This is a genomic window from Sphingomonas alpina (genome assembly GCF_014490665.1).
GTDB lineage: Bacteria > Pseudomonadota > Alphaproteobacteria > Sphingomonadales > Sphingomonadaceae > Sphingomonas > Sphingomonas alpina.
The window spans coordinates 4,694,026-4,714,542 of record NZ_CP061038.1; the positions used below are offsets into that span (position 1 = coordinate 4,694,026).

22 protein-coding genes and 2 pseudogenes are annotated in these 20,517 nt (G+C 65.0%); 14 read left to right on the plus strand and 10 right to left on the minus strand.

What is annotated here, in order from left to right; all coding sequences use genetic code 11:
* Positions 1-924: a LysR family transcriptional regulator gene (locus H3Z74_RS22090; protein WP_187761641.1), complete on the plus strand. Its 924-nt coding sequence runs from the start codon at positions 1-3 to the stop codon at positions 922-924.
* Between the two features lie 519 nt (positions 925-1,443).
* Here H3Z74_RS22090 and H3Z74_RS22095 read toward each other — a convergent pair.
* The 8 genes from H3Z74_RS22095 to H3Z74_RS22130 all read right to left on the minus strand — a co-directional run bounded on the left by H3Z74_RS22095 (position 1,444) and on the right by H3Z74_RS22130 (position 7,749).
* The gene (locus H3Z74_RS22095) at positions 1,444-2,193 is read right to left on the minus strand and encodes a sigma-70 family RNA polymerase sigma factor (protein ID WP_187761642.1); all 750 of its coding nucleotides are present in this window, start codon (positions 2,191-2,193) and stop codon (positions 1,444-1,446) included.
* Positions 2,190-4,271, minus strand: a complete 2,082-nt coding sequence (flhA, locus tag H3Z74_RS22100; protein WP_187761643.1) for a flagellar biosynthesis protein FlhA — start codon at positions 4,269-4,271, stop codon at positions 2,190-2,192. The genes H3Z74_RS22095 and flhA overlap by 4 nt, the downstream gene beginning before the upstream one ends.
* A gap of 3 nt (positions 4,272-4,274) precedes the next feature.
* Positions 4,275-5,171 (minus strand): lytic transglycosylase domain-containing protein, encoded by an 897-nt coding sequence (locus tag H3Z74_RS22105; RefSeq protein WP_187761644.1) that lies wholly within the window; start codon positions 5,169-5,171, stop codon positions 4,275-4,277.
* Between the two features lie 98 nt (positions 5,172-5,269).
* A complete protein-coding gene (locus H3Z74_RS22110) occupies positions 5,270-5,587 on the minus strand; it encodes a flagellar protein FlgN (RefSeq protein WP_187761645.1) in 318 nt (105 codons plus the stop codon).
* Positions 5,574-5,873 (minus strand): flagellar biosynthesis anti-sigma factor FlgM, encoded by a 300-nt coding sequence (flgM, locus tag H3Z74_RS22115; RefSeq protein WP_187761646.1) that lies wholly within the window; start codon positions 5,871-5,873, stop codon positions 5,574-5,576. Before flgM ends, H3Z74_RS22110 begins: the two co-directional genes overlap by 14 nt.
* Positions 5,874-5,939: 66 nt before the next feature.
* Entirely contained in the window at positions 5,940-6,482 is a 543-nt protein-coding gene (locus H3Z74_RS22120) for a flagella basal body P-ring formation protein FlgA (RefSeq protein ID WP_187761647.1), read from the minus strand.
* A 44-nt stretch (positions 6,483-6,526) separates the two neighbouring features.
* The gene (locus H3Z74_RS22125; protein ID WP_187761648.1) at positions 6,527-7,060 is read right to left on the minus strand and encodes a flagellar motor protein MotB; all 534 of its coding nucleotides are present in this window, start codon (positions 7,058-7,060) and stop codon (positions 6,527-6,529) included.
* On the minus strand, positions 7,057-7,749 hold the full coding sequence (locus tag H3Z74_RS22130) for a motility protein A (protein WP_229726731.1): 693 nt from the start codon (positions 7,747-7,749) through the stop codon (positions 7,057-7,059). Before H3Z74_RS22130 ends, H3Z74_RS22125 begins: the two co-directional genes overlap by 4 nt.
* 278 nt (positions 7,750-8,027) lie before the next feature.
* On the opposite strand from H3Z74_RS22130, the pseudogene flgB reads away from it, so the two are divergent.
* From flgB to H3Z74_RS22195, 13 genes and pseudogenes are all read left to right on the plus strand, one after another.
* Positions 8,028-8,320: pseudogene (gene flgB, locus H3Z74_RS24525) on the plus strand (flagellar basal body rod protein FlgB).
* A 3-nt stretch (positions 8,321-8,323) separates the two neighbouring features.
* Positions 8,324-8,734: a flagellar basal body rod protein FlgC gene (flgC, locus tag H3Z74_RS22140; protein WP_034157941.1), complete on the plus strand. Its 411-nt coding sequence runs from the start codon at positions 8,324-8,326 to the stop codon at positions 8,732-8,734.
* A 2-nt stretch (positions 8,735-8,736) separates the two neighbouring features.
* Positions 8,737-9,417 (plus strand): flagellar hook assembly protein FlgD, encoded by a 681-nt coding sequence (locus H3Z74_RS22145; RefSeq protein ID WP_315443523.1) that lies wholly within the window; start codon positions 8,737-8,739, stop codon positions 9,415-9,417.
* A gap of 24 nt (positions 9,418-9,441) precedes the next feature.
* Positions 9,442-10,689: a flagellar hook protein FlgE gene (locus tag H3Z74_RS22150; RefSeq protein WP_187761649.1), complete on the plus strand. Its 1,248-nt coding sequence runs from the start codon at positions 9,442-9,444 to the stop codon at positions 10,687-10,689.
* A gap of 26 nt (positions 10,690-10,715) precedes the next feature.
* Positions 10,716-11,459, plus strand: coding sequence for a flagellar basal body rod protein FlgF (locus H3Z74_RS22155; protein WP_187761650.1), 744 nt, complete (start codon positions 10,716-10,718; stop codon positions 11,457-11,459).
* 12 nt (positions 11,460-11,471) lie between these two features.
* A complete protein-coding gene (gene flgG / locus H3Z74_RS22160; RefSeq protein ID WP_187761651.1) occupies positions 11,472-12,260 on the plus strand; it encodes a flagellar basal-body rod protein FlgG in 789 nt (262 codons plus the stop codon).
* Positions 12,261-12,271: 11 nt separating this feature from the next.
* Complete coding sequence (locus H3Z74_RS22165) at positions 12,272-12,958, plus strand: flagellar basal body L-ring protein FlgH (RefSeq protein WP_187761652.1); 687 nt, start codon at positions 12,272-12,274, stop codon at positions 12,956-12,958.
* A 17-nt stretch (positions 12,959-12,975) separates the two neighbouring features.
* A pseudogene (locus H3Z74_RS22170) lies at positions 12,976-14,071 on the plus strand (flagellar basal body P-ring protein FlgI).
* Complete coding sequence (locus H3Z74_RS22175) at positions 14,068-14,436, plus strand: rod-binding protein (RefSeq protein ID WP_187761653.1); 369 nt, start codon at positions 14,068-14,070, stop codon at positions 14,434-14,436. Before H3Z74_RS22170 ends, H3Z74_RS22175 begins: the two are co-directional and overlap by 4 nt.
* Complete coding sequence (gene flgK, locus H3Z74_RS22180) at positions 14,433-15,779, plus strand: flagellar hook-associated protein FlgK (protein WP_187761654.1); 1,347 nt, start codon at positions 14,433-14,435, stop codon at positions 15,777-15,779. The genes H3Z74_RS22175 and flgK overlap by 4 nt, the downstream gene beginning before the upstream one ends.
* Positions 15,780-15,787: 8 nt before the next feature.
* The gene (flgL, locus tag H3Z74_RS22185; protein ID WP_187761655.1) at positions 15,788-16,699 is read left to right on the plus strand and encodes a flagellar hook-associated protein FlgL; all 912 of its coding nucleotides are present in this window, start codon (positions 15,788-15,790) and stop codon (positions 16,697-16,699) included.
* Between the two features lie 139 nt (positions 16,700-16,838).
* Positions 16,839-17,702 (plus strand): flagellar motor stator protein MotA, encoded by an 864-nt coding sequence (motA, locus tag H3Z74_RS22190; protein WP_187761656.1) that lies wholly within the window; start codon positions 16,839-16,841, stop codon positions 17,700-17,702.
* A gap of 1 nt (position 17,703) precedes the next feature.
* Positions 17,704-18,609: a flagellar motor protein MotB gene (locus H3Z74_RS22195; protein WP_187761657.1), complete on the plus strand. Its 906-nt coding sequence runs from the start codon at positions 17,704-17,706 to the stop codon at positions 18,607-18,609.
* 206 nt (positions 18,610-18,815) lie between these two features.
* Here H3Z74_RS22195 and H3Z74_RS22200 read toward each other — a convergent pair whose 3' ends face one another.
* Positions 18,816-19,232 carry a DUF695 domain-containing protein gene (locus H3Z74_RS22200; RefSeq protein WP_187761658.1) on the minus strand — a complete coding sequence of 139 codons (417 nt, stop codon included), beginning with the start codon at positions 19,230-19,232 and terminating at the stop codon, positions 18,816-18,818.
* A 5-nt stretch (positions 19,233-19,237) separates the two neighbouring features.
* Complete coding sequence (hemA, locus tag H3Z74_RS22205; RefSeq protein WP_187761659.1) at positions 19,238-20,482, minus strand: 5-aminolevulinate synthase; 1,245 nt, start codon at positions 20,480-20,482, stop codon at positions 19,238-19,240.
* Positions 20,483-20,517 lie beyond the last annotated feature (35 nt).

Consider the following 20,517-nt stretch of genomic DNA (forward strand, 5'->3'; position numbering starts at 1 on the left):
ATGGCACGCGAATGGGTCGACCGCACCGGTGAAATGGAAGTGGTGGCCGAGGTGGTGACACGCGGCAGCTTCTCGGCCGCCGCACGCGCGCTCGACCTGACGCCCTCGGCGATCAGCCGGACGATAACCAAGCTGGAGACACGGCTCGGCGTGCGCCTGTTCGTGCGCACCACCCGCGCACTGGCGCTGACCGCTGAAGGCGAGGCGTATCATCGTGCCGCGCAACGCATCCTGCGTGACCTCGACGATGCCGAGCGGGTTGCGGCCGATCGCGGGTCGCCGCGCGGCCGGTTACGAGTCACCGCGACGCTAGTGCATGGCCGGCTGGCCATCGTGCCGCTGCTTGGACCGTTTCTGGAACTGTATCCCGACATCATGGTCGATCTCAGCCTGACCGACACGATTATCGATCTGGTGGAGGAGCGCGCCGATGTCGCGATTCGCATCGGGCCGCTCGCCGACAGCACTCTGATGGCGCGGCGGCTGGGTGACAGCGGGCGGTCGATCGTTGCGTCGCCCGCCTATCTTGCGCGCCATGGTTGCCCGAAGACGCCGAACGACCTGTTCGCGCATAATTGCATCGGCTTCAATTTCCGCCGTCACCAGATCGGCTGGCCGTTCCGCATCGGGGAGGAGGAGGTAGAGCTGGCGGTGACCGGCAATGTCGAGGCGAATAATGGCGAGACCGTCGCGCAATGTGCGCGCGAGGGGATCGGCATTGCCCGCGTCGGCACCTTCCATGTCGCGGAGGATATCGCTGCCGGCCGGCTGGTGAGCCTGCTCGACGCGTTCAACCCGGGCGATCGGGAGGCATTCCACGCCCTGTTCATCGGCGGCGCGCAGATGCCGGCGCGGGTGCGCGTGTTCGTCGATTATCTTGCCGAGCGGCTCGGCAAGGACGCGCTGATCGCCGCTCCGGGGTGAACGGAACAGTGTCGGCAGTGAATCTACCGGAGGATATCGATTCAACCATGACCGCAGTCATGTCAGCGAGGCGGCGGACGGAATACTGGCCGTATTCCGTCCCGCTCTTTGACATGACTGTATCAGAATGCGCGTTTCGCGGGCCGCTGTTCTCGCCATAACAGCGGTCGCTGACCGCTGTTATGGCGCTGTTCCACCCCTGTTATCGGAACAGGGGTGGTTCGGGTCAAGCGATTGGAAAATTAGGAAAAATTGCCGGCCGATATCCAACATAACAGGGGTGCGTTTTTTTATCTCGGAATAACAGCGGAAAACAGCGGTGCGAAGGAACCGCGACTCGTGTCGGATGGCCGCCTGTCGATCCGCATAAGCACCGTCGGCGTGAGTAAAATCACCCCCTCCGTTCGCCCTGAGCTTGTCGAAGGGCCGTTCTTCTCTTTCCGACACAAGAAGAAGGACGGTGCTTCGACAAGCTCAGCACGAACGGGGGAAGGTGATTCCACCCCGACCGATGAGACTCTAAACCTGCCGCGCCAGCGCTTTCTTCAGCCGGGCATGCGCCGATGCCTTGATCTGGCAGATTCGCGCGGCACCGACGCCGAGCACCAGTCCGATCTCCTCGAGGTTCAATTCCTCGACATAATAGAGCTGCACCACCTGCGCCTCGCGTTCGGGTAGTGCGGAGATTGCCGCGATCAGCGTGTCGCGCAGGTCGGATTCGGCGAGCTGTTCGAACGCATCGGGGTCGTCGCTCGCGAACCATGGCTTGTCGTCGCTATAGATTTCGTCGATCGGCTCGAAACGCAGCGGTTCGGCGGTCGCATAATCGATCCGGAGCTTTTCGATCGTCACGCCCAGTTTCTCCGCAATCTGTGTCTCGGTCGGCGCATGGCCGGTTTCAGCCGTCAGTGTCTTGATCGCTTCCTGGAAGGCACGCCGGCGTTGCATCGCGCCGCGCGTCAACGTCGCCTGGCGGCGCAGCGCGTCGATCATCGACCCGCGCACCCGCGTCACCAGATATTGCTCGAACGTCACCTGGCCGCGATCCTCGAAGCCGCCGACAGCCTCGACCAGGGCAACGAGGCCGATCTGGATCAAATCCTCGACCTCGACCAGGCTGCTCATGCTGCCATGGACGTGCCAGGCGATACGTCGGACCAGCGGCAGATGCTTGCGCGCGAGCTTGTCGAGATCGGGCGCGGCGCCGCTGCGGCCATAGGTCAGGGGTGCGGCGTCGGCAAAGGCGGCGGGGAGGGGATGCGCGCTCATGCTGCCAGTGCCTCCGGCGCGCCGATCACGGCGACCACTTCGACGGCCTTTTCCTCCGGCACTTCGAAGAAGCTCATCACCGGCGTGTCGGGCAATATCGTGCGCACCAGCTTGCGGATCGCGACGCGGATCGCCGGCTGGACGACCAGCGCGAACGGCTTGGCGTCGGCGACCAATGGCGCGGCGGCACGCTGCAGCGCATCGACGATGCGGCGGCCGAGATCGGGCTCGATCGTGTGGCGGCGCGACGGATCGGACCGCACGGCCTGGCCGAGCAGTCCTTCGAGTTGCCCTTCCAGCGTCATCACACGCAGCGGCTCACGCACGCCGCACAATTTCTGGATGATCAGGCCGCCCAGTTCGGGGCGGATCATCTCGATGATCTCGTCGGCATCGGGCGTCTTCTGCGCGGCGACGGCGATCGCGGCGGCGATACGGCGGAATTCCTTCAACGGTATATTCTCCGCGAGCAGGCCGCGCAGCACCTGGGTGAGCGTGGTCAGCGGCAAGGGATTGGGCGAGAGTGCGGCGACCAGATTGGCGGCGCGATCCTTCAGCCCGTCGAGCAGGCTTTGCACCTCATCGGGGCCGAGCAGTTCCGCGGCATGCGCGCCGAGCTGATGGTTGAGGTGCGTCGCGACCACCGTTCCGGGATCGACCACGAGATAGCCGGCGCCGGTCGCGGCATCGGCATCGCCCTGTGCGATCCACACGGCGTCGAGCCCGAAGGTCGGATCCTTGGCGCGCTTGCCGTTGAGCGAGCCGACCGCCTGGCCGGTGTCGAGCGCGAGCATCTCGTCGGGCGAGACGCTGTCCTCGCCGACGGTCACGCCGCCGACATTGATGCGATAGGCGAAGGGCGGCAGGTTGATGTCGTCGCGCACGCGGACTTGCGGCACGACGAAGCCGAGTTCCTTCGACAGCTGGCGGCGGACGCCGGTGATGCGGCCCATCAACGGGCTGCCGCGACGCTCGTCGACCAGCGGCACCAGGCCGTAGCCGATGTCGAGCACGACCTGCATATGATCCGAAACCTCGTCCCACCCGATCTTGGACTGGTCGACCGGCTCCGCGGCGACGACCTCGACCGGTGCGGGGCGCTTGGCCTGCTGGTTGAGTTTCCAGGCGGCGAAACCGGCAATGCCGGCGGCGGGCAGGATGATGAAGTGCGGCATGCCGGGCATGATGCCGAGCAGGCCGAGGATCACCGCGACCGGGGTCCAGGTACGGGCGGAGGCGAACTGGCCGCCGATCTGGCCGGCGAGATCCTGGCTCGAGGTGACGCGGGTGACGATCGCGGCGGCCGCGATCGACAGGATCAGCGACGGCAGCTGGGCGACCAGCGCATCGCCGATCGCGAGCAGGACATAGGTCTGCGCCGCATCGCCGATCGACATGCCATGGCTGACGGGGCCCAAGATCAGGCCGCCGGCGATATTGGCGAACAGGATCAGCAGACCGGCGACCGCGTCGCCCTTCACGAACTTGGACGAACCGTCCATCGAGCCATAGAAATCGGCCTCGGTCGACACTTCGACGCGGCGCGCCTTGGCCTCTTCCGGGGTGATCAGGCCGGCATTGAGATCGGCGTCGATCGCCATCTGCTTGCCGGGCAAGGCGTCGAGGGTGAAGCGCGCGGACACTTCCGACACGCGGCCCGCGCCCTTGGTCACCACGATCATATTGATGATCACCAGGATCGCGAACACGAACAGGCCGACGATATAGTCGCCGCCGATCACGAAGGTGCCGAACGCCTCGATGACATGGCCGGCCGCCGCCTCGCCCTCATGCCCATGACCCAGCACGACGCGGGTCGAGGCGACATTGAGGCCGAGCCGGAACAGGGTGGCGAACAGCAGCACGGTCGGGAAGGCGGAAAAATCGAGCGGCTTCTGCGCATTGAGCGCGACCATCAGCACCGCAAGGCTGATCGCGATGTTCATGATGAAGAAGACGTCGAGCAGGAAGGTCGGGATCGGCACGACCATCAGGATGACGAGCAGCAACGTCGCAAGCGGCAGGGCCGAGCTGCGCAGCAGCGGCAGCACGCCGCGCGATTTGAGGGCAATGGCCATGTGTTACGCCCCCAGGCTCGCGAGCATCATGTAAGCGAGCCGTGCTGTGTTCGGTGTCGGCCGCATCAGGCTCGCGCTCTGCGTCTGGCGACTGGCGCTGCCGTTGATCTGGTCGAGCGTCGCCTTGGCCCAGGCGCCGGCATTGTCGCCGCTTTCGCCCGCTCCCGGAATGACTGTCGCGCCGTCGATCTCCATCGCCGACGCCATCGTCACCGGGTTCATCGCGAAGCCATCGCTTGCACGGCTGCTGGTCGTGCCGGTCGCGATGCTGGCACCCTTGTCGAGCTTGGCGGCGAAGCGGCTATAAATCTGCTCCAGCGAGCGCGGCTGGCCGTTCGAGCCATAGAAGATGTTGCGGTTGGCGCGCGCGGCGGCGGGAAACATGCTCGCGCCGCTGCGGCCCGGATTGGTCTCCATCGCTCCGAGGAACGAGCGTGCCCCGCCCAGGCCCAGGAAGTGCGCCATGTAAAGGTCGGTGCCGGTCGCGTCGCGGCCCAGCGACTGTTCGATCGCATCCTTGTTGTCGGACGCATGCTCGGCTGCCATCAGCGAAGCGGTCTGCGGGTCGTTGCGCAAATTGAGGATCGCGCGGCGCATGGTCGGATCGCTCACCGTCATGCGGCCGTTGCTGGCGGTCTTGATGCTGTCGGCGGCCCAGCCCAGGCCATGTTCGGCACCATGCTGCTTCATCACGCGCAGCCAGCTCTGGTCGATGAACTGATACAGACCCGATGCGCTCGACGTGCTGGCGCGCGCATTGGTGCGCATGCCGCTTTCAAGCTGCGCCTGACCCATCAGGTAATTGAAATCGATCCCGGTCTTCTGGCTCGCGGAGGCGATCGCCGACTGGACCGACGCGCCCGAACTCTTCCCGGCGATGGCGAACGGATTGAAACTCATCGGTCCTCGGCTGATTGCCCTTATGCAAGGGTCACATCAGCAAGGAGCGTGCCATTTCTGTAAGTTAGGTGTCGCCGACAGACGACAGGGCACCACCCTTAGGCGTAGACGGAAATGCCGCCGGTGGGGCGGTAACCGGCACCGGCATCACCGGTCAAAACTTGCAGGCGGCGGCGAACATTTGCCGCCATCAGGTTGACATAGATGCGGCACGTCTCGTTGAGGCGGTTGGCTTCCTCGGCCAGCTCGCGCAATTCCGGACCGACCGGCGCTGTGCCCATCGCGGCAATCGTCTCGAGCCCGGCAAGCTTTGCCTGGGTGGCGCGTTCCAGTGCATCGATATCGTTCGCCTTCAGCGCGGCGATTTCGACATGGAGCGAATCGATCACGCCGATCAGGGCGTCACGCCGGGTCATTGCGGGTCCATTCGAATTTGGCCGCGATCAGCCGGTCGGCGATCTGCGCGGGATAGATCGGGAAATGCCCCTCGGCGATCGCCTTGCGGATCCGCGCGATGCGCTCCGGGTCGATCGGTGGCTTGGCGGAGAACTCCTTCGCGGCGACCGCCAGCGAGGATTGGCTGACGGCTTCCGCTTCCGGTCCGGTCGGCTTCTGAACGGCGGCGGGCGCGACGACGCGCGCGACCGGGGCAACCCCGCGATCGCTGGTCTGGACAGGCTTTACGCCTAGCGGATCCACCATGTTCACCCCTTTCCGGGTCATGCCACACAGGGATAAACGACCGCATCCGCCAAACCTTTACGAAAATTATTCGGACCAGCCGGGAAGGGTCGCGCGACCGCTCGCCACCGCCACCGCCTGGACCGGTGCCCGGCCGCCGTCGATCTTGACCAGGAAGCGCGCGCCCGGTGCCGCATCGCCGGCAGCGATCCCTTCGCGAGTGATCGAAAAGCCCGGCGATCCGGCTTCGATCGTCACCGGGTCGCCGCGCTTGATCACGGCTTCGGCCTTGATTGCGGGCACGGCCGCAGCGACCGCTTGCGGTGTCTTGCGTGGCTCGGTCGGGGTAAAGCGGACCGGCACGAACAGGCGCCAGTCCGGGCCTGTGCAGGTCACCACCACGGCGTCATGCGCCTCGGAACGCCACGACAGCGACACGGTCGGGCACTGCGCGAGCTTGAGTCGCGTATCGACCAGGCTGCGTGCGCCGCCCTCGTCGCCGATCCCGCGCCCGGTAAAGGCGGCGACCGCGCGGTCGAGCGAGGCGGTGTCCTGAAAGCCGGGCGCGGCGATCGCGGGAGCCGCGATCACCAGTGTCGACAGCAATGCGGGAAGGAGCGAACGGGACATGGCTTTTTCTCCAAAGCGGCAGAAACCGGTTGCCGGCCGGCCAATCATTGCCGGTTGCCGGCAAAGCCGAGGGTCACGACGACCGATCGGCGATTGGCGGTGGTGGTGTTGACGATGGTCATGCGGCCGGGCGCGACGATCTTCGCGCGGGCCAGTGCGGCAGCCACTGTGCGGGCGCGGTCGGCAGCCAGTACGGCGCCGCTGCCGGTATCCGCATCGACATCGATCGCGCTGCCGTCGCTGCCGCCGCTGATCTTCAGCGTGACGCGCGGATCGCGGGTCACTTCGCGCGCCCAGGCGATCAGGCCGGCGGGCGATGCGGGCAGGGCGGCCGAACCGGGCGCGAAGTTGAGCATCGCTGCGGCAGCGACCGGCATCGGTTCGGCCGTGGCTGCGATAGGCGCTATGGCAGGCGCGCCGAAGCCGTCGCGAATGCCCTTGGCGAGCGCCTTCTGGTCGAGATGCTGGGCGGCCTGCACGAACACGAAGAAGCCGACCAGCAGCAGTGCCAGGTCGGCGAGCGTCATCAGCCAGATGGGCCGGCCCGGCGTCTCTTCGGGGAAATCGTCGATCGTCATGCCACGCTCACCAGGTCGGCGACGTTCGTCAGCGCGGCGGTGCGCGGGCGTTCACGCGCGGCGAGCGCGACCAGCGGGCCCTCCAGGCGGGTGCGTTCGAACGCCTCGATCCGCGTGCGGCGCTTGAGGCGGGTAGCGATCGGGGCCGCGACCAGATTGGCGATGATCGCGCCATAAAGCGTGGCGAGCAACGCGATCGCCATCGCTGCGCCGATCGCGCTCGGGTCGGTCATCCGGGTGAACATCGCGACCAGGCCGATCAGCGTACCGATCATGCCCATCGCCGGCGCGACATCCGCCATACCGGTCCAGACCTCGACCGCGCCAAGCTGCTTCTCGATCCGCGCCCGCCTGCAATGCTGGATGATCGTCGCAACCTCGTCCGGCCCGGCGCCGTCGACGATCGCGGCAACCGCGGCAGCGACATCGGGGTCGGCGATCACCGATCGGTCGAGCGCCATCACGCCGTGACGGCGCGCGATCCGGCCAAGTGCGGCGATCTGGTCGAGCAGCGGCGTCGCATCGAAGCGGCGGCGGACCAAACTGCCCAATGCCCCGGCCGCGCCGGCCAGATCGCGGAGCGAAGTGCGCAGCACGACAGCGATCAGCGTGCCGCCGACCACCAGGGCGATCGCGGTGGGATCGAGGAACGGGCCCAGCATATGGGCGAGGGTGGGTGCGGATGTCATCGACGCGGGTATTGCAAGGGGTGGGCCAGTTTCATTCCGGCGATGCCAGGCTTGCCGGTCGGCGCGATCGGGCGGCAATCCTTGCCGCCGACCGGCAACGTCTTGCCGCTTTGCCTGCCGCCGCTCTGCCGCTCTGTCGCCCCGGCACCACCTCAGCCATCACTTGGCACGGCCATTGCTTAGCTCTTCGCGCACAACAAGGTGCGGAGACCGATACGGTGAACGAGAACAATCTTTTCGGGGTTCATGGAGCAGCGCTCCAGGTGCGTTCGCAACGCATGGGGCTGCTTGCCTCGAACATCGCAAACGCCTCCACGCCGGGTTTCAAGGCGAAGGACCTGGATTTCCAGGTTGCGCTCCAGGCGGCGGAGGGTCCGGGGGGCTCTCCGCCAACGGGATGAGCGGCGCCGTGCGCTACCGCAATCCGATGCAGCCGTCGATCGACGGCAACACGGTCGAACTATCGACCGAGCAGACCGCCTTCGCGGAAAACGCGGTCCAGTATCAGACCACGCTCTCGTTCCTGAACGGACGCATCAGCACGATCACGCGCGCGCTGCGGGGAGAATAAGTCATGGCCGATAACCCGCTCACCATTTTCCAGGTCGCCGGCAAGGCGATGTCGGCGCAGCTCGTGCGCATGAACACCACTGCGTCGAACCTGGCCAATGCCGGGTCGATCGCCTCGAGCGAGGCCGGTGCCTATCGCACGATCAAGCCGGTGTTCCGCACCGAATATGACAAGGCGACGGGGCTCGCCACGGTCAATGTCGAGAGCATCGTCAATGCCGGGGAAGCCCCCACCAAACGCTATGACCCGTCGCACCCGATGGCCGACAAGGACGGCAATGTCTGGGAAAGCGCGGTCGATGAAACCCGTGAGCTGGTCGACATGATGGAGACTGCACGCGGCTACCAAAACAATGTCGAGGTGATGCAGACGGCAAAGTCGCTGATCCTCGATACCCTCAAACTGGGCCGCTGATCATGAGCAGTTTCGATACCACGCTGAACAATCTCGGCATCAACCGGACGACCAACAGCAAGGCCAATAATGCGGCCGCCTCGTCGCCGACGCTTGGGCAGAGCGATTTCCTCAAGCTGATGACGGCGCAGCTGAAGAACCAGGATCCCTTCTCGCCGGTCGACAACACGCAGATGGTCGCCCAGATGGCGCAATTCTCGTCGGTTGCCGGCATCAGCGAGATGAACACGACGCTGAAGGCGATCTCCGACAAGCTTGCCGGCACCAGCAAGAGCGACGCGCTCGCTTTTGTCGGCCGCACCGTGCTGACCGAGGGCAATGTCGCCTTTGGCCGTACCGCCGGCGGCATCGCCGGCGCGGTCGAGCTTGATGGCGATGCAACCAACGTCAACGTTTCGATCCAGGATGCGAACGGCCAGGTGCTGAAGACGCTGCAGCTCGGCGCGCAGTCCAAGGGCACGGTCAATTACGACTGGGACGGCAAGACCGAGGCCGGCGTGGACGCCGGCGCCGGCCCGTTCAAGGTCGTCGTCAGCGCCGCCAAGGACAATGTCGCGGTCACCAGCCGCTCGCTCGTCTGGGCGCCGGTCGCCGCGGTCTCGATGCCGTCCTCCGGCAACCCCATTCTGACCCTGCCCGGCATTGGCCAGGTTCCCATCACTGCCGTCCGCCAGATCGGCTGAATCCGTTAAATCAGGAGTATCGCAATGTCCTTTTACACTTCGCTCAGTGGTTTGCAGGCGGCCCAGACCGAGATGTCGACCATCTCGCACAACCTCGCCAACGTGGCGACCAATGGCTTCAAGAAGAGCCGGACCGACTTTGCCGACGTGATCGCCTCCAGCCTGAGCGCGGATCCGACCAAGCTTGTCGGGTCGGGCACCGTCGTGAAGGGCAATCGCCAGCAATTCACCGAAGGCAATCTGAAGACCACCGGCTCCTCGCTCGATCTCGCGATCAGCGGCGACGGCTTTTTCGCGGTCAAGACCAACGGGATCAGTTCGGCAGTCGCCTATACGCGCAACGGCAGTTTCCAGGTCGATCCGGCAACGCATAATGTCGTCGATGCCCAGGGTAGCGCGTTGCAGGTCTATCCGGTCGACGCCGATGGCAAGGTCACGGCGACCGGCAGTGACGGCATGGTCAATCTGCGTCTGCCCGAAACCAGCGGCACACCGGCTGCAACCTCGAAGGTCACGCTCGACGTCAATCTCTATTCCAACGCGCAGGTCCCGACCGGCACGTTCGATCCGCTCAACGCATCGACCTATAACAACTCGACCTCGACGACGATCTACGATTCGGCCGGCAAGGCGATGACGATGACCAACTATTATGTCCGCGATTCCGCGACGAGCTGGTCGGTCCACTCCTATGTCGGCAATCAGCCGCTGACCGTCGGTGGATCGTCCGCGCCGGTTCATGTCACCTTCGACGCGAACGGCACGATGACCGCGCCGACTGCGCCGATCGCCTATGATCCGTTTACCCCGTCATCGGGCGGCGCGGCACAGCCGCTCTCGCTCGATCTTGCCGGTTCGTCGCAAAAGCCCAGCGCCTTTGCGGTGATGGGCCGCAGCCAGAACGGCGCGACCGTCGGCGAATTGTCCGGCGTCTCGGTCAATGAATCCGGCGTGGTCACCGCCAGCTTCTCGAATGGCGACACGGTGGCGCTCGGCAAGGTCGCCCTGGCCAATTTCACCAATCCGGCCGGCCTGCGCCAGAACGGCAACAGCTATTGGTCGGCGAGCGGCATTTCCGGCGAGGCAAAGCTGGGCAGCGCCAACGACAATGGCTTCGGTTCGCTGATGTCTGGCACGATCGAGGGCTCCAACGTGGATGTGACCGAGGAACTGGTCGGCCTGATCGCGGCACAGCGCAATTTCCAGGCGAATGCCAAGGCGCTCGATACCGCCAATCAGATCTCGCAGACGATCTTCAACATTCGCAGCTGAACTCAGGCACGGACAGGACATCCTGAATGGACAAGCTGGTCTACACCGCGGCATCGAGCCTCAAGGCGCATATGGCGTCGCAGGCGGCGATCGCGAACAATATCGCGAATGCCTCGACGATCGGGTTCCGCTCCGATCGCGTGGTGTTCGACCGGCTGTCGGTCAACGGCCCCGGCTTCGAAACGCGCACCGCCGCGTCGGAGCAGGTGGTCGATGCCGACCGGCGCGCCGGCACGGTGATGCAGACCGGCCGACCGCTCGATATCGCCGTCTCCGGCGATTCCTGGCTGACCGTCCAGGCGCCAGATGGCACCGAAGCCTATACGCGGCGCGGCGATCTGCAGATCGCACCGACCGGCGTGCTCGAAACCGGTGACGGCTTTCCGGTGATGGGGGCGAATGGCCCGATCACCATGCCGCCCGCCCAATCGATGACGATCGCCTCGGACGGTACGATCTCGATCGTGCCGATCGGCGGCGACGCCAACAACCCGCAGGTGATCGACAAGCTCAAGCTGGTCAGCACCAAAGGGTCGGTGACCGTCAAGGGTCTCGACAACCTTCTCCATGTGAAGGGCGGCGGCGTGCTGCCCGAGGATATGGAAGGGAAAGTGGCGTCCGGTGCCCTTGAGGGATCGAACGTCAACATGACTCAGGCGCTGGTCGACATGATCGAGAACCAGCGCGCCTATGAGGTCCAGGCCAACCTGATGAAGGAAGCCAAGGACATGGATTCGAGCGCCGCATCGCTGATGCGGATGCCGGCATAAGGAAGCACAGACATGACCAGCGCAGCCATGCACATCGCCCGCACCGGGCTCGACGCCCAGGACATGCGGATGCGCGTGATCTCGAACAACCTCGCGAACGTGAACACCACGGGGTACAAGCGTGACCGCGCGGCGTTCGAAACGCTTGCCTATCAGACCGTCACCACTCCCGGTACGGCGAGCACGTCCGAAACCAAATATGCCGTCGGCCTCAATCTCGGCACCGGCGTGCGCATCCAGGGCACGGCGCGGATCGACACCCAGGGCGCGATGCAGACCACCGGCAATGCGCTCGACATGGCGCTCGACGGCGATGGCTATTTTCAGGTCCAGTTGCCCGGCGGCACGCTCGGCTATACCCGCGCGGGCAATTTCTCGCGCTCGCCCGAGGGGCTGATGGTCACCTCCGAGGGCTATCAGGTGATGCCCGGCATCACCATTCCCGAAGGCGCGACCTCGATCACCGTCGGCACCGATGGCACCGTTTCGGCGACCGTTCCCGGCCAGACCGAAGCGAGCCAGATCGGTCAGATCCAGATTGCGACCTTCCCCAATGGCGCCGGCCTGCTCGCACAGGGCGACAATTACCTCACCGAAACCGCGGCGAGTGGCGCGGTCAATCTCGGCGTTGCCGGGCTCGATGGTCGCGGCAATATCCGCCAGGGCATGCTTGAAGCATCGAACGTCAATGTCGTCGAGGAACTGGTCGACATGATCGAGACGCAGCGCGCGTACGAGGTCAATTCGAAAATGATCTCCGCGACCGACGACATGTTGAAATATGTTAACCAAAATCTGTGATGGTTAACGCCATGAAGATGTCCGCTCTCATTTCCGTCACCGCACTTGCCGCCGCCAGCCTCTCGCCGGCGCCCGCCGACGCGCGCCTGTTCGGCAAGAAGCAACCGCCGGTCGATTTCTCCGCGACGATGCCGGCGCCACCTCCCATGGCGCCGGCGCCCGCGAACGGATCGATCTACCAGGCGTCGGACGGCTATGCCGCGCTGTATGAGGGCTGGCGCGCGCGTCGTGTCGGCGACCCGCTGAGCATTGTCCTGGTCGAGCGTACCATCGCCTCGAAATCGGCGAGCTCGAAGCTCGATTCGGGCGGCGGTGCCAGTCTGACGCCACCGACCACCGGCGCACTCAGCCTGTTCAGCCAGACCGATGCGTCGATCAGCGGCAAGCGCAACTTCACCGGCACCGGCAGTACCGACCAGTCCAACACCTTGTCGGGCGAAGTCAGCGTTACCGTGGCGCAGGTCTTCCCCAACGGCACGCTGTTGGTGAAGGGGCAGAAGCGCGTCACGCTCAACCGTGGCGACGAATTCGTCCAGATCCGCGGCATCGTGCGCATGGCCGATATCGACGCCTATAACCGTGTCCCGTCGACCCGCGTCGCCGATGCCCAGATCGCCTACACCGGCAAGGGCGATGTCGCCCGCGCCAGCCGCCAAGGCTGGTTCAGCCGCTTCTTCTCCGTGATCAGCCCGTTCTGATGATGAAAGCCGCACCCATGTTCCGCATCCTTATCGCTGCGCTCGCCGCCCTGCTGGTTGCGACGCCTGCAAACGCCGACCGGATCAAGGATCTCGGCGGCTTTCAGGGCATCCGGTCGAACCAGCTGACGGGGTACGGCATCGTGGTGGGCCTGCCCGGCACCGGCGACGACAATCTCGAGTACACCGTGCAGTCGTTGAAGGCGGTCGCCTCGCGCTTCGGCCTGCAACTGCCGCCCAATGCCAATCCGGGCATGAAGAACGCCGCGGTGGTCCTGATTACCGCCGATCTCCCCGCCTTCGCCAAGCCCGGCCAGCGGCTCGACATCACCGTCGCGTCGATCGGCAAGGCCAAGAGCTTGCGCGGCGGCAGCCTGATCCTGACGCCGATGCTCGGCGCGGACGGCCAGATCTATGCCATGGCGCAGGGCAATCTCGCGGTCGGCGGCCTTGGCGCCGAGGGCAAGGATGGCTCGACCATCGTCGTCAACATTCCCTCGGCCGGCCGCATCCCCGAGGGGGGCGACGGTCGAACGCGCGGTGCAGACCGGGTTCGAGAACACCCCCTATCTGACTTTCAACCTGCAGCGTGCCGATTTCACCACCGCACAGAATGTCGCGTCGGCGATCAACAGCAAGCTCGGCATGGGCTCGGCTCAGGCGGTCGATGCCGTGTCGGTCTCGGTCCGCGCGCCGATCGGCGGCGATATCCGCGCCACATTGATGAGCACGATCGAGAATCTCGACGTCGTCTCGGCCGAACCATCGGCCAAGGTGATCGTCAACGCGCGCACCGGCACCGTGGTGATCAACTCCGCAGTTCGCGTCGGCCGCGCCGCCGTCACGCACGGCAAGCTCACCGTGCGCATCGACGAACAGGAGCGCGTCGTTCAGCCGGAGCCGTTCAGCCAGGGCCAGACCGCCAAGGAACAGAAGAGCGGCGTTGCGGTCGAGGAGGAGCGTCGCCCGATGTTCCTGATCGAGCCCGGTCCGAAGCTTGCCGATGTGGTCAAGGCGGTCAATGCGATCGGGGCATCGCCGGCCGATCTGGTCGCGATCCTCGAGGCGCTGAAGGAAGCGGGCGCGCTCAAAGCCGAACTGATCGTCCTGTGAGCACGCCGATCAACCTTGGCGGCGTTGCAACGCCTGCAGTCCCGACCAATGGCATCAGCCTGGACACGAGCCGGCTGTCATCGCGCGCCAATCTGGAAAAGGCCGGCAAGCAGTTCGAATCGGTGTTCACCGGTATGATGCTGAAATCGATGCGTCAGGCACATCTCGCGAGCGAGCTATTCGAGAGCAAGGGCCTCGACACGTTTCGCGAGATGCAGGACCAGAAGATCGCTCAGTCGATGGCCGATCATGCGCCGCTCGGTATCGGCAAGGCGATGGTCGATTTCCTCGCCAAGTCGCAAGCTGACGCTGAAAAGACCGCTGCCGCGCAGAACGCCGCAATCAACGGGACGAAGGTGCCATGAGCGACATGCTCGGCATCGGCGCCAGCGGGGTGCGCGCCTATCAAAGCGCGCTGACCACCGTGTCCGAAAACATCGCCAATGCCGCGACGCCCGGTTACACGCGGCGTAGCACGTCGCTCAACGAAATCACCATTGCCGGCGGCAGCATCACCACGCGCGGCATCAATGACGGCGCCGGCGTGCTGGTGTCGGGCATCAACCGTGCCGCCGACATGTTCCGCGCCGCCGATGTGCGATCGTCCAGCGCCGATCTCTCGCGTACCGAAACCGGCATCGCCTGGCTCGACCGGATCGAAAGCGCGCTGACCGGCAACCAGCTGGGCGACCGGCTGACCAGCTTCTTCAATTCGGCCAAGGCAGTTGCCGGTGATCCGTCGGCGACCACGCCGCGCACCGCGATGCTCGAATCCGCGACCTCGGCCGCAACGGCCTTTGCCGCGACCGGCAAGGCGCTCGATTCGATCAGCGCAGACCTCGATGCGACCGCCGAAGGCGCGGCGCAGAATCTCGATCAGCTCGGTGCGGCGCTCGCCAAGGTCAATGACGGGATCGGCCGCGCCACGCCCGGTACCGCAGGAGCAGCGCAGCTCGCCGATCAACGTGATCAGCTGCTCGAACAGATGAGTGCGCTCAGCGATGTCTCCGTCGCGCTCGACCCGGCGGGCCGCGCGACCGTGCGACTTGGTGGTTCGGCCGGGCCGGTGTTCGTCGCCGGCAACCAGGCCGGCCATGTCAGCTATGCCCGCAACGACGACGGCACGGTGGCCTTTGCGCTGCACCGTGACGGCACCACCGTCCCGCTTTCGCCGCAGGGTGGCGTGATGGCCGGCGTCGCCGATGGCGCGCAGCGCATCGCCGACGCGCGCAACCAGGTCAATGCCATCGCCAGCCAGTTCGTCGCCGGCGTCAACACTGTGCAGTCGCAGGGCCGCGATCTCGACGGCACTGCCGGCACAGCGATGTTCGCGGTCGGCACGACGCCGACGGATATTACCGTTACCCTGACCGATCCGCGCGGCATCGCTGCGGCGGCACCTGGTGGCGGTCCGCGCAACAACGCCAACCTCACCAATCTCGATGCATTGCGCACCTCGGGCGGGTTCGAGGCGAAAACATCGGCGCTGGTCGCAGGCAATGCCGCCACGCTCGCCGGCCGCCGCACCGTGGCGGAGGCGCAATCCTCGATCCGCGACGGCGCGCTTGCGGCGCGCGATGCGGTGTCGGGCGTCAGTATCGACAGCGAGGCGGTCGATCTGATGCGCTTCCAGCAGGCCTATCAGGCGTCGGCTCGAGTCATCCAGGTTGCGCGCGAGACGCTGCAATCGATCCTCAGTATTCAGTGAGTTCAGCCATGCAGATCAGCACCAGCCAGCTCTATGATCGCTCGACCAGCTTGATGGCGAAGCTGTCGCAAAAGGCCGACAGGCTGCAGACGCAGATTTCGACCGAAACCAAGATTCTCGCTCCTTCCGACGACGCACTTGGCTATCGCCGGCTTGAGACGCTCAAGGTCGGCAAGGCCGACGATGCCGCCTATTCCTCCAATATCGGCCTGGCGCAGAGCTTGCTCGAGCAATCCGACACCACGCTCGGGGCGGTCGAGACCCAGCTGCAGCGAGCGCAGGAGCTGGCGATCCAGGCCGGGAGCGGCACATTGTCCGACGAGAACCGCAAGGTCTTGGCGGGGCAGGTGCGGGCGCTGATCAGCGACATGGTCGGCCTCGCCAATACCAAGGATGTGCGCGGCCAGCCTTTGTTCGGCGCCGCGACCGGCGATAGCGCGGTGTCGGTCGCGAGCGACGGCACGGTCAGTTTCGTCGGCACCGGCGAACCATCGGCAATCCCGATCGGCGACGGCAACAATGTCCAGGCGACCGACAGTGCGGCGCGCGTCTTCGGCGGCATTCCGACCAGCGGTGGCGGCACGACCGACATCTTCGCGATGCTCGGCAGTTTCGCCGATTCGCTGGAAGGCGGCAGCAATCCGGCCGCAACGGCGGCGGCCACCGACGGGCTGAAAGCAGCCCTGTCGCAGGTCACCCAGGCACGCGGATCGGTCGGTGCGCGCGGTGCGCGAATGGATCTCGAAGCGTCGCGGCTGAAAGATGTCGGCGCGACTCGCGAGATCGCCCGTTCGGCGATCGAGGATACCGACATCACCGCGGCGATCACCGAGCTGCAGAAGACGATGACCGTCCTGTCCGCGACCCAGGCGAGCTTTTCGAAACTCAGTTCGCTGTCGCTGTTCAATTATTTGAGCTGAGTTTGAAGAGCGGGCCGGAGCCGTCTCAAAAAACAAATGCTCTGGTTAACCGATTGGCTACGAAGTCAGGTTAACCATCATCGCACGGGCCCATCTTCGCGGGCCATCCTGAGCCGATCCTGGGGGAAGTTTCACACACATGTTTCCGGTAATCGGCCTCGTCGTCCTTCTGGTGATGATCTTCGGCGGCTTCGCGATCACCGGCGGGGCGCTCGGCCCGGTCATGGAAGCGATCCCGCACGAAATGCTCATCATCGGCGGCGCCGCGGTCGGCGCGCTGATCATCGGCAATTCGGGCAAGGAATTGAAGGCGCTGGGCAGCAGCTTCAGCAAGATCTTCAAGGGTCCGAAATACAAGAAACAGGATTATCTCGACACCATCTTCCTGGTGTCGAAGCTGATGAAGATGCTCCGCACGGAAGGGCCGATCGCGCTCGAACCGCATGTCGAGGATCCGAAATCATCGGCGATCTTCGCCGAATATCCCCGCCTGCTCGCTGATCATACCCTGGTCAACCTGATCGCCGACACGCTGCGCCTGGTCGTGGTGTCGTCGGGCACGCTCGATGTGCATGCGGTCGAGGAGGTCATGGACAACATGATCAAGACGCATCACCACGAGGTGCAGGGGCCGCAGGGCACGCTGGCCAGCCTGGCCGACGCCTTGCCTGCACTGGGCATCGTCGCGGCGGTGCTGGGCGTGGTGAAGACGATGGGCTCGATCGACAAGCCGCCGGCGATTCTCGGTGCGATGATCGGCTCGGCGCTGGTCGGCACCTTCATGGGCGTGCTGCTCGCCTACGGCATCGTCTCGCCGCTCGCCAACCGGCTGCAGCAGGTGATCGACGCCGATGGCGCGATCTATCATGTGGTGAAGCAGATCATCATCGCGTCGCTTCACGGCCACCCGCAGCCGCTGGTGATCGAAGCGGCACGCTCGGGCATCGCGCACAGCAATCAGCCCGGCTTTGCCGAAGTGTTCGACGGCCTGAGGGGTAGGTAAGATGGCCGCGCGTGCGCCGCATGGGTCCAATCAACCGCCCAAGATCATCTACAAGAAGATTTATATCGAGGGTCATGGCGGTCATCATGGCGGCGCCTGGAAGGTCGCCTATGCCGATTTCGTGACCGCGATGATGGCGTTCTTCTTGCTCATGTGGCTGCTCGGCGCGACCAATGAGAAGCAGCGCAAGGCGTTGGCCGATTATTTCTCGCCGACCCTGATCCAGATGAAGCAGAACAGCGCCGGTTCGAACGGCATGTTCGGCGGCTCATCGATCACCGACAAGGACAATTACCCGCACAAGGCGCAGCAGACGGGCACGCGGTCGATGACCGTACCGGTCGAAGCCACCGGTGGGCTGCAGGTCGGCACCGGCGAGAAGGGGTCGATGAAGAACAAGATGGCCCTCGGCATGGAGGACCAGAAGAATTTCGAGAAGATGCGCCGGCGCGTGACGATGGCAATGGCGTCCAATCCGAAGCTCGCCAGGCTCGGCAAGCATGTCCGTTTCATGCGCACTCAGGACGGGATGCGCATCGACCTGCTCGACGACGCCGATTATTCGATGTTCTCGCTCGGCACCACGGCGCTCGAGCCCGAAGCATCGAAGCTGATCGGCCTGATCGCGGAATCGATCGGGACGATGGAAAACCCGATCATGATCCGCGGCCATACCGATGGCCTTGGCTATGGCGACCCGCTGGAGATGAACAACTGGATGCTGTCGTCGAGCCGCGCAGAAGCGACGCGCCGCCGGCTCGCCTCAGGGGGCATCCCCGAACAGCGCTTCAACCGTATCGAGGGCGTCGCCGACCGCGAGCCGATGATCGCCGCCAACAAGATGGACCCGCGCAACCGCCGCGTCGCGATTACGCTGCTCTATCGGGCCGGCAGCTTCGGGGAATAAACCGGTTGCCGGAATATCCGGCACGATCGCGATACGGCGGCTTGATGGATGCGGCGGCGATTCGGCTCAGTGCCCGAAGATCAGGTACAGGATGATGATCACCGGGATCGGCACGCCGAGCAGCCAGAGCAGACAACCTTTTTTCACGGCGAAGCCTTCCTGTTGGGGAAGCCGATAACCGGTCGGGCCTCGCTTGGTTCCGCGGTTCAGCCGGGCTGGAGCTCGCGCAGGCCCTGCCATTCCGGATCGGGAATGCCTTCGAGTTCAATCGGATAGACCGGATGATCCGCCAGCGCGGTGCTGAATTGCGCGACGAAATTGTCACCATCATCGGTGTAGAAGCGCCATTGCTTTGCACCGTTGCCGGTGATCGCGGCCACTTCGGTCGCCCAGTCCTGCTGGTCGATCGAGGCGAAGATCGTCTCCTCGAACGTCTCGATCATGTCGAGCGTCGCGGCGTCGGGCATGCCGGTCGGCGTTTCGCCATACGCCCAGGTGACGTGGATCAGCAGCGGGCGCTCGACGCGCTCGTCGGGTTCGGGCAGTTGCGACAGGACCCGGATGATGGTGCGGTTGCCATCGACCATGCCGGTGGCGATCGACCAGTCGTCTGCATTGCGCATTGGCATCACGCTGCCTTACGCAACTCCAGCCGGCTCCAGATCTCGACCAGCGCCTGGGTCAGTTCGCGCATCATCGCTTCGTCATGCGCGGGGCCGGGGGTGAAGCGCAGCCGCTCGGTGCCGCGCGGCACGGTCGGATAATTGATCGGCTGAACATAGACGCCGTATTCGGCGAGCAATATGTCGCTGATCTTCTTGGCCTTGACCGGGTCGCCGACCATCAGCGGCACGATATGCGTGGTCGAATTCATCACCGGCAGCCCCGCCTCGGCGAACATCGCCTTGAGCATCGTCGCGGCCGCCTGCTGGCCTTCGCGCTCGACACCCGATGCCTTCAGGTGGCGCACGCTGGCCAGCGCGCCGGACACCAGCACCGGCGACAGCGAGGTGGTGAAGATGAAGCCCGGCGCATAGCTGCGGATCACGTCGATGATCGTCTGATCGGCAGTGATATAGCCGCCCATCACGCCGAACGCCTTGCCCAGCGTGCCCTCGATGATGGTCAGCCGGTCAGCGACCCCGTCGCGCTCCGAAATGCCGCCGCCGCGTGCGCCATACATGCCGACCGCATGGACCTCGTCGAGATAGGTCAGTGCGCTGTACTTGTCGGCCAGGTCGCAGATCGCGGCGATCGGCGCGACATCGCCCTCCATCGAATAGACGCTCTCGAACGCGATCAGCTTCGGCGCGGCCGGATCGACCGCGGCGAGCAGCTCTTCGAGATGCTCGAGATCATTGTGGCGGAAGACATGCTTCTCGCAGCCCGAATTGCGGATCCCCGCGATCATCGAGGCATGGTTCATCTCGTCGGAGAAGATGATGCAGCCGGGCAGGATCTTGGCCAGCGTCGCGAGCGTCGCTTCGTTCGAGACATAGCCGCTGGTGAACAGCAGCGCGCCTTCCTTGCCGTGCAGGTCGGCGAGCTCGCCTTCCAGGTCGACATGGTAATGCGTGTTGCCGCCGATATTGCGCGTGCCGCCGGAGCCGGCGCCGACATCGTGCAGCGCCTCTTCCATCGCTGCGATCACCGCTGGATGCTGGCCCATGGCGAGATAGTCGTTGGAGCACCACACGGTGATCGGCTTCGGCCCGTTATGGCCGGCGAAGCAGCGTGCGTTGGGATAGGCGCCCTTGTTGCGCAGGATGTCGATGAAGACGCGATAGCGCCCTTCGACGTGCAGGCGATCAATCGCCTGGGTGAAGATGCGCGAGTAGTCGACTCCCCGCAGCGACGTTCCGTCCGCTTCCATGTCCGCGCCCTAGCGCGCGCCGCCGCAGATTTCCA